Annotated in this window: 11 protein-coding genes; 7 read left to right on the plus strand and 4 right to left on the minus strand. The window is 69.5% G+C overall.

The features are described 5' to 3' along the window. Positions 1–27 precede the first annotated feature (27 nt). Positions 28–1,863 carry an ABC transporter ATP-binding protein gene (locus ACFUCU_RS08255; protein ID WP_377971927.1) on the plus strand — a complete coding sequence of 612 codons (1,836 nt, stop codon included), beginning with the start codon at positions 28–30 and terminating at the stop codon, positions 1,861–1,863. A gap of 41 nt (positions 1,864–1,904) precedes the next feature. On the opposite strand, the gene ACFUCU_RS08260 is transcribed toward ACFUCU_RS08255, so the two are convergent. From ACFUCU_RS08260 to ACFUCU_RS08275, 4 genes are all read right to left on the minus strand, one after another. Next, on the minus strand, positions 1,905–2,546 hold the full coding sequence (locus ACFUCU_RS08260) for a hypothetical protein (protein ID WP_377971929.1): 642 nt from the start codon (positions 2,544–2,546) through the stop codon (positions 1,905–1,907). Then, positions 2,533–3,180 (minus strand): hypothetical protein, encoded by a 648-nt coding sequence (locus ACFUCU_RS08265; protein ID WP_377971930.1) that lies wholly within the window; start codon positions 3,178–3,180, stop codon positions 2,533–2,535. The genes ACFUCU_RS08260 and ACFUCU_RS08265 overlap by 14 nt, the downstream gene beginning before the upstream one ends. Further along, the gene (locus ACFUCU_RS08270) at positions 3,177–3,806 is read right to left on the minus strand and encodes a hypothetical protein (RefSeq protein WP_377971932.1); all 630 of its coding nucleotides are present in this window, start codon (positions 3,804–3,806) and stop codon (positions 3,177–3,179) included. The genes ACFUCU_RS08265 and ACFUCU_RS08270 overlap by 4 nt, the downstream gene beginning before the upstream one ends. 92 nt (positions 3,807–3,898) lie before the next feature. Then, entirely contained in the window at positions 3,899–4,792 is an 894-nt protein-coding gene (locus ACFUCU_RS08275) for a hypothetical protein (RefSeq protein WP_377971934.1), read from the minus strand. A gap of 140 nt (positions 4,793–4,932) precedes the next feature. Here ACFUCU_RS08275 and ACFUCU_RS08280 point away from each other — a divergent pair, with 140 nt between their 5' ends. From ACFUCU_RS08280 to guaA, 6 genes are all read left to right on the plus strand, one after another. Beyond that, on the plus strand, positions 4,933–6,069 hold the full coding sequence (locus ACFUCU_RS08280) for a GuaB3 family IMP dehydrogenase-related protein (RefSeq protein WP_290255852.1): 1,137 nt from the start codon (positions 4,933–4,935) through the stop codon (positions 6,067–6,069). A gap of 103 nt (positions 6,070–6,172) precedes the next feature. After that, positions 6,173–7,924: a glycerol-3-phosphate dehydrogenase/oxidase gene (locus ACFUCU_RS08285; protein WP_290255851.1), complete on the plus strand. Its 1,752-nt coding sequence runs from the start codon at positions 6,173–6,175 to the stop codon at positions 7,922–7,924. Between the two features lie 60 nt (positions 7,925–7,984). Continuing rightward, positions 7,985–8,473, plus strand: a complete 489-nt coding sequence (locus ACFUCU_RS08290; RefSeq protein ID WP_290255850.1) for a PTS sugar transporter subunit IIA — start codon at positions 7,985–7,987, stop codon at positions 8,471–8,473. A gap of 125 nt (positions 8,474–8,598) precedes the next feature. Then, on the plus strand, positions 8,599–9,468 hold the full coding sequence (locus tag ACFUCU_RS08295) for an SURF1 family protein (protein WP_377971936.1): 870 nt from the start codon (positions 8,599–8,601) through the stop codon (positions 9,466–9,468). After that, positions 9,465–9,977 carry a DUF3817 domain-containing protein gene (locus tag ACFUCU_RS08300; RefSeq protein ID WP_377971938.1) on the plus strand — a complete coding sequence of 171 codons (513 nt, stop codon included), beginning with the start codon at positions 9,465–9,467 and terminating at the stop codon, positions 9,975–9,977. The genes ACFUCU_RS08295 and ACFUCU_RS08300 overlap by 4 nt, the downstream gene beginning before the upstream one ends. A 152-nt stretch (positions 9,978–10,129) precedes the next feature. Then, positions 10,130–11,719, plus strand: coding sequence for a glutamine-hydrolyzing GMP synthase (gene guaA, locus ACFUCU_RS08305; RefSeq protein WP_377971939.1), 1,590 nt, complete (start codon positions 10,130–10,132; stop codon positions 11,717–11,719). The last annotated feature ends 140 nt before the right edge of the window (positions 11,720–11,859 follow it).

Here is an 11,859-nt window from a genome sequence, read left to right on the forward strand (position 1 = left end):
ATTGGGCGCGTGACCTAGGCTGAAGCTATGTCCGAACTGTTGCCCGCGCGCGAACCGGCCCGGAAGCTCGCGTTGCGGCCCTACGCCCGGGCCGTGGCGCAGGTGTTGCGGGTCAGTTTCCGCGCCTCGCCCGCCGCCGTCGTCATGAAGGTGGCCGGCTCGTTGATCTCGGCGCTGTTGCCGCTGGTCACCACCTACTTCGCCGCGCTGACGACGACCGCGCTGGCCGCGGCCTACGCGGGCAACGCCGCCGCCGGGCAGCAGGCGATCGTCTACGTCGTCGTCACCGCCGCCCTTGGCCTGTTCTGGGGCGCGTTCAGCAGCGTGGACCGCTACATCCAGCAGCTGATGAGCTTCCGGGTCGGCGCGATCGTGGGCGACCTGATGTACGAACGGTTCCTGGCCCTGGAATTTTGGCGCTATGACGACAAGGAAACCGTTGACCTCTACGACCGGGCCAAGCGCTTCTCCGACTCCTACGCCCGGGTCCTAGACCGGATTGCCGCGATTTTCACGCAGCTGGTCTCCGTGGTGCTGGCGATCGGCGCACTGTGGCTGGTCAACTGGTGGATCGCCGTGATCGTTCTGGTGGCGATCGTGCCCAGCGTTTACCTGCAGTTCAAGCTCTCGCGGGAGCAGATCGCCCACTGGAACACCCAGGTGGATTCGCGCCGGCAGCGGCGGATGATCGAAACCAACCTGCTGCGGCCCCAGCACATCGCCGAGATGCGGCTCTATGGGATCGTCGGCTACCTGATGGGACTCCGGTCCCGGCTCCGCGACGCCGACGAGAAACGGCGGCTGGACTTCCAGAAACGCTACATCCCGCGCCAGCTCGCCGCCGACGCCCTGCAGTACGGCGCCGAGGTGGTCGCGCTGATCTGGGTCGTCGGGCAGATCATCGCCAGGGCCCAGCCGGTCGGTCAATTCCTTTACGTCCAGCAGATCGTCAGCCGTGCCCTGTCCACGGCGAACAACCTGGTCTCCTCGCTGAGTTCCATCGACGAGGACCTCGCCAACCTCAAGGACTACGAGCTCTTCATGGCGCTGCCGGTGCACTCCGAGCACGCGCCGCCGCTGCTGCAGGCACCCCGCACCGTGGAACTGCGGGATATCCGCTTCACCTATACCGGCAGCGACCTCGAAGTCATCAAGGGCATCTCGCTGACCATCCGGCAGGGCCAGCACGTCGCGATCGTGGGGGAGAACGGCGCCGGCAAGTCCACCCTGATCCGGATCCTCGCCGGGCTCTACCGCCCGGACTCGGGCCAGGTGCTGCTGGACGGCGTCGACCTGGCCGCCGTCGACGTCACCTCCTGGCACCGCCACCTGGCGGTGCTCAGCCAGGAGTTCCTGAAGTACGAGTTCGCCACCGCCGCGGAGAACATCCGCTTCGGCGACGTCGACGCCCCGCGGGACGACGCACGGATCCGCCGGGCAGCGGCAGACGCCGAGGCGCTGGACTTCATCCTCAAACTCCCCAACGGACTGGACAACCACGTCAGCAATTGGATGGAGGATCCCCGCGGGCGCAAGGGCAGCGGCCTCTCCGGCGGGCAGTGGCAGCGGCTGGCCATGGCCCGGAACTTCTACCGGGACGCCGCCTTCATGGTGATGGACGAACCGACGTCGGCGATCGACGCGCTCGCCGAGCACCGGATCTTCACCCGGCTGTTCGCGGACCGGAGCAGCACCATCATCGCCATCAGCCACCGGCTCGCCACGATCGAGAAGGCCGACGTGGTGTACATGCTCGAGGACGGCCGCGTGGTGGAGCAGGGCACCCACAAGGACCTGGTCGCCCTGCGCGGCCGCTACTTCCGGATGTTTGAATCGCAGTTGAGTGACGCCGACGCCCGCTGACCTCCAGGAGGGGAGGACCGCAGGCTGCCCCACCGCACGGCTCAGTCTCCGGAAAGGATCGTGGTGCGGACCGTCGCCACGGCGGGCCGGGCCGGGACGCTGCTGAAGCCGAAGGTTACGGCCGGCCGGATCGGCACCAGCGCGCCCTGGTCTTCGCCGTTCCAGCGGACCCGGGCGTCGGTGATCCGGTGCAGGTCGGTGACGCCGTAGAACTCCCTTCTGCCGTTCCCGGCGGTGCCGGCGGTCCGGGCACCCGGGCTGAAAAGGGCGGCGAGGGGATTGATCGCGGTCAGCCAGGCGGGGTGGACGGCAAGCCGGCGCGGGACCGCACGGAGCCCGACGCCGGTCACCGTGCGGGTGCCGATGCCTGCCTCGATTGCCAGGGTACCGGCGGCGACGGTGAGCCGGCCGCCGTCGAACCCGGCGTCCACGCCCACAATCCGTACCTCGTCGAACTGGTAGGTGGCGGCGACAAACTCCGCCACCGCCGCGGAGGGGGCCAGCAGCAGCCGCCGTCCGATGGCCTCCTGGACCATCACATCGGCGAAGGCGCCCAAGGGGGAGGAATGCCAGATGCCGATCACAGCCCGGAAACCGGACGCGGCGCCAATCCCGGCGATGTGTCCGTCAAAAATCCAGCGCTCGGCCATGATTAGTGCCCGGCCATCGTCAGAGCGGTCCATACCCGGCGGCACCGCGGGGGTCACGCCAGGTAGCCAGGTCTGCTTCCACCGCGGCACGGAGGCTCGGGTCCGTGCCGATCCTGCGGCGGAAGGATTGCCGCCCGCGGCCCAGGACCACGGCGGGGACCAGAATGCAAGCCGCCAGGAGCGCGACCAGCAGGACGTAGGCGCCGGCCACCGCGGCCACCGTTGAGCCGCCCCGGGCAGCGATGCCGGGGGAGACGAACCCCAGGATGGCTCCGAGGACTACGGCCAGCACCGCGACCATCATGACGCCGCCGCGCGCCGACCCCGGGCCGCGGGTGACCAGGCTGGCGCCGGCGTCCGGCAGCGTTGCGCGGACCCGTTTCCAGGCCACGATGCCCGGCACCGCCAACAGCACTCCGGCCGCGCCGAGAGCCAGGACCCAGGCGGGGTTTCCGGACAGGGCCGAGATGAAGGCCCCCGCCAGCAGCAGCACGGGTCCGGCGGCGATGGCAGCGCTCCAGGCCGCGGCGCGGGCTGCCTGCGCGTCGGCTAACTGGCGCAGGCGGGACGGGGCGTTCGGCGGGCTGACCCGGGCCAGTTCCGGGGAGGCCCAGTGGTCCAGGGGATGCACGGGCCGGTCCCGGGCGAACGTTGACGGATCGGTCATGCCGGCTGCAGGCCCAGGCCCCTGCGGAGGCTGGAGTCCAGGTCCTCGGGACGGAGGGGGACCGCCTCGCTGCCGTCGTCGCCGGCGCGGAGTTCGAGGGACCCGTCAGGGTCCGCCTTCACGTGCACGGCGTGGGAGGCGCCGTCCGGGAGATGGCGCCGGAGGGTGGCCGCGGCAGGCCGCCCGTCCGGGGACGCGCCCAGGTAGAAATTCACCATCTCGACGGCCGTGACAATCATTCCCTCGGCATCGGTGAGCGGGCGCAGTTCGTGCACCCCGTACTTGCTCAGGCTGAGAATCAGGGCGCCGTCGGCGGAGCCGAAGAGGAAGTACACGTGGTCGGCCTGGGGGGTGACCAGCGCGATTTCCAGCCACGCATCGGCACCGGCCAGTGCGGCCGCCACGCTGGCGGCCTGCCCGACCGGCACCAGGGCGTCGGCCTCGATGGTCATCAGCCCCCGTTCAAGGAGCGTGCTGACCCCTGCCTGTTCCAGCGGCGCGCCGGCGGCGTGGTCCAGCCGGAACAAGCGCTGGCACATCAGGGCCGCGTCGGTGCCCGCCAAGGCGACCAGGGCGATCAGTTCGTGCTCGGTGATAAGCAGGGGTGCGTCGTCTTGCGCGGTCATGACTGCCTTTCGGGCGACGGGTCTGGGGATTGGGTGGTGGTGCGGGTCTCGGTCTCTGGTCCCAGTCTAGGGAGGAGGGGGGGATGGGCGGCTCAGGTGAGCCAGCCCCACACCTTTTTGGCGCCGTCGGCCACGGCGTCGGCGACATGCGTGACGCCGTCGCCGATCATTTCGGAGGCTGAGCCGTAGCCCAACTTGCTGGCGAGCAGGCCGGCCCCGCCCCAGGCGACCCCGGCGACGGCAAAGAAGGGTCCCGCCACCGGAACGAAGCTGCCCGCGGCGAGGATGGTGGAGATGCCGCCGTCGATCTTCATCCCGGTGTTGTCCGTCGCTATTCCCTGCGCCAGTTGCAGGCCGCCGGTGACGATGCCCAACCCGCCGGACAGCCGCCCCAGCATGGAGGTGCCGTTGAGGAGTTGGGTGCCGCGGACGTAGCCGGCTTCGGCGGCCTGGCCGTACTGGGCGCCGAGCATGGGCCAGTTGGTCAGCTTCGTGACCAGTCCGCCCTTGGCCATGGTGTCCAACAGTTTGTCCGCGTAGAGCCCGGCCGAGGTGACGGCGGCGTTCCCGGCGAGCCACGGTGCCCCGCCGGCCCCGGCGATGATCGTCTCGAGGCCGGTTTCCTGCCCGGTGCCACTGGCACTGCCGGAGGGGCTGCCGGCGGGAGTGCCGGGGCGGGAGGTGCCTCCGGTGCCGGGGGTTCCCGCGGTTCCACCCTGCGCGCTGGCCGCCTCCTGCTCGTTGGCCTGGCTGAGGAGGAGCTCCGAGGCCTCCGCCAGCGACTGCGAGGCCCTGCTGAGGAGCGGCTTCAGGGTGCCGCTCCACTCGCTGCGGAACCGGCCGGCATCGGCGCCCTGCCAGGCGGCTCCCGCCACCAGGGAGTTGATCCGGCGTTCGGTGTCGGAGAGCCGCGACCCGGAGAGCCCCATGGACTTTGACAAGGACCGCAACTTTTCGACGTCGGCGCCGTAAAGGCCAGGGGCCATGGATGGTCCTCCAGGAAGGGATGAATTGGGGCTGGTGTGACCCCAGCGTAGGGGACAGGCCCGCGGGACCGCCATGGGCAGCGCTGCCCATGGCGGCCGGCCGCAGGCATCCCGGGCCAGGCCTGGGATAACCTAGAGCAGTGACTTACGAGATTGAGATTGGCCGAGGCAAGCGTGGGCGTCGTGCCTACTCCCTGGATGACATTGCGATCGTCCCCAACCGCCGTACGCGTGACCCCAAGGACGTCTCCGTTTCCTGGCAGATCGATGCCTACAAGTTCGACATGCCGGTGATCGCCGCACCCATGGATTCGGCAATGTCGCCGGAAACCGCCATCGCCCTCGGCCGTCTCGGCGGCCTCGGCGTCCTGGACCTCGAAGGCCTGTGGACCCGGTACGAGGATCCGCAGCCGGTGCTGGACCAGCTGGCGGCCCTCGAGGCGGAGGACAGCTCCACCGCCGTCACCCGCCGCATGCAGGAGCTGTACCAGGCCCCGATCCAGCCCGAACTCATCACCTCCCGGCTGGCCGAGATCCGCGCCGCCGGCGTCACCGTCGCCGGGTCCCTGACCCCGCAGCGGACCCAGGAGCACTACAAGACCGTGCTGGCAGCCGGCGTCGACATCTTTGTTATCCGCGGCACCACGGTCTCCGCCGAGCACGTCTCCAAGGACCATGAACCGCTGAACCTGAAGCAGTTCATCTACGAGCTCGACGTCCCCGTGATCGTCGGCGGGGCCGCCGGCTACACCCCGGCCCTGCACCTGATGCGCACCGGCGCCGCGGGTGTCCTGGTCGGCTTCGGCGGCGGTGCCACCACCACCACGCGGCGCGCCCTGGGCATCCACTCGCCGATGGCCTCCGCCATCTCCGACGTCGCGGCCGCCCGCCGCGACTACATGGACGAATCCGGCGGACGCTACGTCCACGTGATCGCCGACGGCGGCATGGGCACCTCGGGCGACATCGTCAAGGCCATCGCCATGGGCGCCGACGCCGTCATGCTCGGCAGCGCCCTCGCCCGCGCCGAAGAAGCCCCCGGCCGCGGCTGGCACTGGGGCCAGGAGGCCCACCACCTGGAGCTGCCGCGCGGCGATCGGGTCAACGTCGGCACCGTCGGCCCGCTCGAGGAGGTTCTCTTCGGACCTGGCCACCACACCGACGGCACCGCCAACCTGGTCGGCGCCCTGCGCCGCTCGATGGCGACCACCGGCTACTCGGACCTGAAGGAATTCCAGCGCGTCGACGTCGTCGTCTCGCCCTACGCCGGGAACTGAGCCGGCGTAGGGGGTAACCGGTCCGCCGTCCTGCCCCTGCCCATCCGCCGAACTTGGACGTAGTGTGGTGCACTACGAGGTTTGATCCGGATGGAGGCGTGAGATGAACAGTTTTCCCGGTGGTGCTCCCAAGGCCGGAGGCGCGCTTGGACCCGACGAGCGCGAAGCTTCCCTGGCCGCGTTGCGGGCAACCGCGGAGCCCGGCAAGGAACTCGACATCCTCATCGTCGGCGGTGGCATCGTCGGCGCCGGCGCCGCGCTGGACGCGGTCACCCGGGGGCTGAGCGTCGCCATCGTGGAGGCCAACGACTGGGCCGCTGGAACCTCCAGCCGGTCCTCGAAACTCATCCACGGCGGCCTGCGCTACCTGGAGATGCTCGACTTCGCCCTGGTCAAGGAGGCGCTGCACGAGCGCGGCCTGATCCTCTCGGTCCTGGCCCCGCACCTGGCCCGTCCGGTCCCGTTCCTCTACCCGCTGACCAAACGCTTCGTCGAACGCCCCTACGTCGGCTCCGGCATCGCCCTGTACGACGCCATGTCCATCACCGGCGGGCACAGCCGCGGCGTCCCCTTCCACAAGCACCTGAGCCGGCGGGGAACGCTGCGGGCCGCCCCCAGCCTGAAAAACGACGCCTTCGTCGGCTCCATCCGCTACTACGACGGCCAGGTCGACGACGCCAAGTACGTCGCGAACCTCATCCGGACCGCCGCCTACTACGGCGCGCATGCCGTGAACCAGATGGCCGTGGTGGACTTCCTCCGGGAGGGCGAGCGGGTGGTCGGCGCCAAGGTGGTCGACCACGAGGACGGCTCAAGTTTCAACATCCGCGCCAAGCAGGTCATCAACGCCACCGGGGTGTGGACCGACGAGACCCAGGCCATGGTCACCGACCGCGGCCAGCTGAAGGTCCGCGCGTCCAAGGGCATCCACCTGGTGGTGCCCCGCGACCGGTTCCAGTCCACCGTCGGGCTGATCCTGCGGACCGAGAAATCGGTGCTGTTCGTCATTCCCTGGGGCCGGCACTGGATCATCGGCACCACCGATACCGACTGGAACCTGGACAAGGCGCATCCCGCGGCCTCCAGCAAGGACATCGACTACATCCTCGAGCACGTCAACAAGGTGCTGAAGCGCCCGCTGACCCGTGAGGACGTCGAGGGCGTCTACGCCGGCCTGCGGCCCCTGCTGGCGGGGGAGAGCGACTCCACCGCCAAGCTCTCCCGGGAACACATCGTGGCGCACCCGGTACCCGGCCTTGTCGTCGTCGCGGGCGGCAAGTGGACCACCTATCGCGTTATGGCCAAGGACGCCGTGGACGAGGCCACCCGCACCATGGACGAACGCGTCCCGCCGTCCTGCACGGAGTCCATCCCGCTGCTGGGCGCCAGCGGCTTCAAGGCAGCGTGGAACAAGCGCAGCCGGATGGCCGAGGAGACCGGGGTGCACGTGGCCCGGGTCGAACACCTGCTCAACAGGTACGGCTCGATGGCCCCGGAAGTCCTGGCCCTCATCGCCGAGAACCCGGAGCTTGCCGAGCCGCTGCCCGGGGCTGACGACTACCTGGGCGCCGAGGCGGTCTACGCGGCCAAGTTCGAGGGCGCCCGGCACGTGCAGGACGTCCTGACGCGCCGGACCCGGATCTCGATCGAGGCCTGGGACCGCGGTGTGTCAGCCGCGCCGGTAGTCGCTAAACTCATGGGTGAAGTTCTCGGCTGGAGCGATGCGCAGCGCGAGAGCGAAATCAAGCACTACCTGGCCCGGGTGGACGCCGAACGGCTCAGCCAGGAGCAGCCGGACGACGAATCCGCCGACGCCGCACGGCTGGGTGTGGAGGACATCGTCCCGCTGCGCTGACCCGGGCGGGAACGGCCACAGCCGGCCGGCGTGCACGAAGCCAAACCGAAGGGACAGCTCTTGGCGGAACCACTGGACCGGTACGATGCCGACCTCACCACGCCGCAGATGGTGATCCTGGAGCTGGACGCCGCCGACAAGTACGACGCCTCCGCCCAGCTCGCGCAGCGGATGTTCGAGGCGGGCCGGATCTCGGACCTGGAGGGCTTCCTCTCCCATGTCAACGCCCGGGAACACCAGATGGCCACGGGCCTGCCCGGCGGCGTGGGGTTGCCGCACGCCCGCAGCGAGTTTGTTTCCCGCACCTCGATCGCCGTGGGCATCACCAAGTACGGCAAGGCGCTGGACTTCGGCGCCGCCGACGGTCCAGCCACCGTGGTGCTGCTGATCGCGACGCCGGCGAGTTCGTTCTCCGACCACCTTGAGGTCCTCGCCACGCTGGCCCGCTCGCTGTCCAAGGAATCCTTCCGGGAGTCCCTGCGCCGGGCCTATGACCCGGAAGTCATCGCCGAACTGATCAACTCCTCCCTGGTGTTCTTCGACCACTAAGGGTGGGGCAGGCCCTTTCGTGTCGACTTCGTCGCCACGCAGGGACCCCGCTGCCCCCTCTTGGGGCACCCGGGACTCCCAGGCCCGTTTCGGTCTTCTACAGGCGGACGAAGTACGGTTAAGGGGTGTTGAAAACCGCCCTCAAACCCCGTTGGATCGCCGGCCTGGTCTTTGCGCTGGTGATCTCGGGGGTCTTCGTGCTGCTGAGCCAGTGGCAGTTCGGCCGCTCCACGCGGTCCGAGGCGCCGGTTTCCACCGCCACCGAGGACCCGAGACCGCTGACCGCCGTCCTCAAACCCGGCGAGTTCTTCCCCGGTACCGCGGCCGACCAGGTGGTCACCGCCACCGGCCACTACGACCCGCAGAAGCAGGTCCTGGTCCCCGGACGGGTCAAGGACGGCGCCAAGGGGTACTGGATTGTCACCGGCTTCGCCGTCCAGGGGGCCCCCGTGCTGACCGGTGCCGGCGCGAGCCCCGAAACCTGGCTGGCCGTTGCCCGTGGCTGGGTTGCCGATCCCGCCGACGCGGCCGCGCCGCCCTCGGGCACCATCGACCTGACCGGGCGGCTGATACCGTCCGAGGCACCCGTCCCCAACACCGACCCGGGTCCCGGCCGGGCGACCGCCGTTTCCACGGCCGAGCTGATCAACGTCTGGAATGTCAGCAGCTACCCCGGCTTCGTCGCCGCCAGCGCCGAGCGCGCCGGCGGGGCCGACGTCGCCGTTGCCGCGCCGGCGAAGGCCCTGGACATCGGTCCCCAGCCGCCGCAACAGAGCATCAACTGGCTGAACCTCTTCTACGCCGCCGAATGGGTGGTGTTCGCCGGGTTCGCCCTGTTCATCTGGTGGCGGCTGGTCAAGGACGACTACCGCCGGGACCTCGAGGACGCCCTCGACGAGCAGGAACGCGAGCAGGCCGAACGACACGACCCGCCGCACCCGGACACCGACACCCCGTCCACCCACACCACCACCGACCCGAGAGTGCAATCATGATTGAGCCCAAACCGGCCATCGACCCGCAGCAGCCCGCCGGACCGGGACGTCCCGCCGGCAAGAAGCGCCGCTTCGGCGGAACCGCGGCCCAGATCCGCTCCGCGCTGAAGTTCTACAAGGTTCTGGCCTACCTCACCGGCTCCATGCTGCTGCTCTTGTGCGCCGAGCTGATCGCCCGCTACGTCTTCGGCCAGTACCTCTTCGCCGGTGGGACCAACGCGGTCACCGGCCAGCCGTTCGGCTTCGGGTTCGCCGACGCCGACCCGGCCGGCGTGATCGGCGGCGTCAATGTCTCGGTCACCGTGCTGATCGTGCACGGCTGGATGTACGTGGTCTACCTGATGTCCAACTTCCGCCTCTGGTCCCTGATGCGCTGGCCCTTCGGCAAGATGATCATCCTGGCCCTCGGCGGCGTCGTGCCGTTCCTCTCGTTCTTCGTGGAGAAGAAGTTCCACGCCGAGGTCGAAGCCGAACTGGCCGCCAACCCGCAGGCACCACAGCGCTACTAAGCCCTTTCTCGGCCCCCGCGCCGCCGCAGACTGTCCGCCTCGGTTCGCCGCTGACCTTCACCGGCCGCGCGTGACGCGGCCGGCCTGTGAGTTCGCTTACCCGCCGCACCGCGAATGTGCGGGGGAGCGGGGGCGCAAAGTAGGCTAGAGGGGTGACCACACCCACTGCATCCCAGACGTCCCAAAGGCCGGTCCTGGTTGTTGACTACGGTGCCCAGTACGCGCAGCTGATTGCCCGCCGCGTCCGGGAAGCGAATGTGTATTCGGAAGTTGTTCCGCATACCTACAGCACCGAGCAGCTGCTGGCCAAGAACCCCGCCGCGATCATCCTCTCCGGTGGCCCGTCCAGCGTTTACGCCGAGGGCGCCCCCGGCGTCGGCGCGGACCTGTTCGACGCCGGCGTCCCGGTCTTCGGCATCTGCTACGGCTTCCAAGCCATGGCGAACGCCCTGGGCGGCAAGGTGGCCCGCACCGGCCTGCGCGAGTACGGCGCCACGGAGACCACCGTCCTGGGTGAGGGCCGCTCCATCCTCGAAGGCATGCCGCAGCACCAGAGCACCTGGATGAGCCACGGTGACTCCGTGCACGAGGCGCCGGAGGGCTTCGAGGTCCTGGCCACGACGGCCGGCGCCGACGTCGCCGCCTTCGCCAACGAGGAGAAGTGCCTCTACGGCGTGCAGTGGCACCCCGAGGTCAAGCACTCCGCCTACGGCCAGCAGGTCCTGGAGAACTTCCTCTTCAAGGGAGCCAAGCTGGAACCGAACTGGACCACCGGCAACATCCTCGAAGAGCAGGTCGCCCGGATCCGCGAGCAGGTCGGCGACGCCCGGGTCATCTGCGGCCTCTCCGGCGGCGTGGATTCCGCCGTCGCTGCCGCCCTCGTCCAGCGCGCCGTCGGCGACCAGCTCACCTGTGTCTTCGTCGACCACGGCCTGCTGCGTGAAGGCGAAGCCGAACAGGTGGAGCGCGACTTCGTCGCCGCCACCGGCGTCAAGCTCTACGTCGCCAATGAGCAGGAACGCTTCCAGGCCGCCCTGGCCGGTGTCAGCGACCCCGAGACCAAGCGCAAGATCATCGGCCGCGAATTCATTCGTGCCTTCGAGGAGGCCGAGCGGGCCATCATCGCCGAGGCGGCAGCGCACGGCGACAAGATCAAGTTCCTGGTCCAGGGCACGCTGTACCCGGACGTCGTCGAATCCGGCGGCGGCGAGGGTGCGGCCAACATCAAGAGCCACCACAACGTCGGCGGCCTGCCCGAGGACCTGCAGTTCGAGCTCGTCGAACCGTTGCGCGCCCTGTTCAAGGACGAGGTGCGCGCCGTTGGCGCCCAGCTCGGCCTGCCGCAGGAAATCGTCGGCCGCCAGCCCTTCCCGGGCCCCGGCCTCGGCATCCGCATCGTCGGTGAAGTAACGAAGGAACGCCTCGACCTGCTGCGCAAGGCCGACGCGATTGCCCGCGCCGAGCTGACCGCCGCCGGCCTCGACAACGAGGTCTGGCAGATGCCCGTGGTACTGCTGGCCGACGTCCGCAGCGTCGGCGTGCAGGGCGACGGCCGCACCTACGGCCACCCGATCGTGCTGCGCCCGGTCTCCTCCGAGGACGCCATGACCGCGGACTGGTCGCGGCTCCCGTACGACCTGCTGGCCCGGATCTCGAACCGGATTACCAACGAGGTCGACGGCGTGAACCGGGTGGTGCTGGATGTGACCAGCAAGCCGCCGGGAACCATCGAGTGGGAATAGCCTTGTAAAGGGCCGGCCTCTCCGGAGGCCGGCCCTTGGCGTTTAATCCTCCGGCCGGTCGAGAGGAATCGGCCGCACTATTTTGGCCCCTGCCAGTGTTGCGGCCCCTCCCGGCGGACCGATCCGGGCTACGCTCGAAG

Origin of the sequence: Arthrobacter sp. NPDC057259, assembly GCF_042668995.1 — a bacterium.
Lineage (GTDB): Bacteria > Actinomycetota > Actinomycetes > Actinomycetales > Micrococcaceae > Arthrobacter.

Bases quoted from the DNA above. Each gene is read 5' to 3' on its own strand.
- ACFUCU_RS08270 (WP_377971932.1), bottom strand. From the start codon at position 3,806: ATGACCGCGCAAGACGACGCACCCCTGCTTATCACCGAGCACGAACTG.
- ACFUCU_RS08285 (WP_290255851.1), top strand. From the start codon at position 6,173: ATGAACAGTTTTCCCGGTGGTGCTCCCAAGGCCGGAGGCGCGCTTGGA.
- ACFUCU_RS08275 (WP_377971934.1), bottom strand. From the start codon at position 4,792: ATGGCCCCTGGCCTTTACGGCGCCGACGTCGAAAAGTTGCGGTCCTTG.
- ACFUCU_RS08255 (WP_377971927.1), top strand. From the start codon at position 28: ATGTCCGAACTGTTGCCCGCGCGCGAACCGGCCCGGAAGCTCGCGTTG.
- ACFUCU_RS08265 (WP_377971930.1), bottom strand. From the start codon at position 3,180: ATGACCGATCCGTCAACGTTCGCCCGGGACCGGCCCGTGCATCCCCTG.
- ACFUCU_RS08260 (WP_377971929.1), bottom strand. From the start codon at position 2,546: ATGGACCGCTCTGACGATGGCCGGGCACTAATCATGGCCGAGCGCTGG.
- ACFUCU_RS08300 (WP_377971938.1), top strand. From the start codon at position 9,465: ATGATTGAGCCCAAACCGGCCATCGACCCGCAGCAGCCCGCCGGACCG.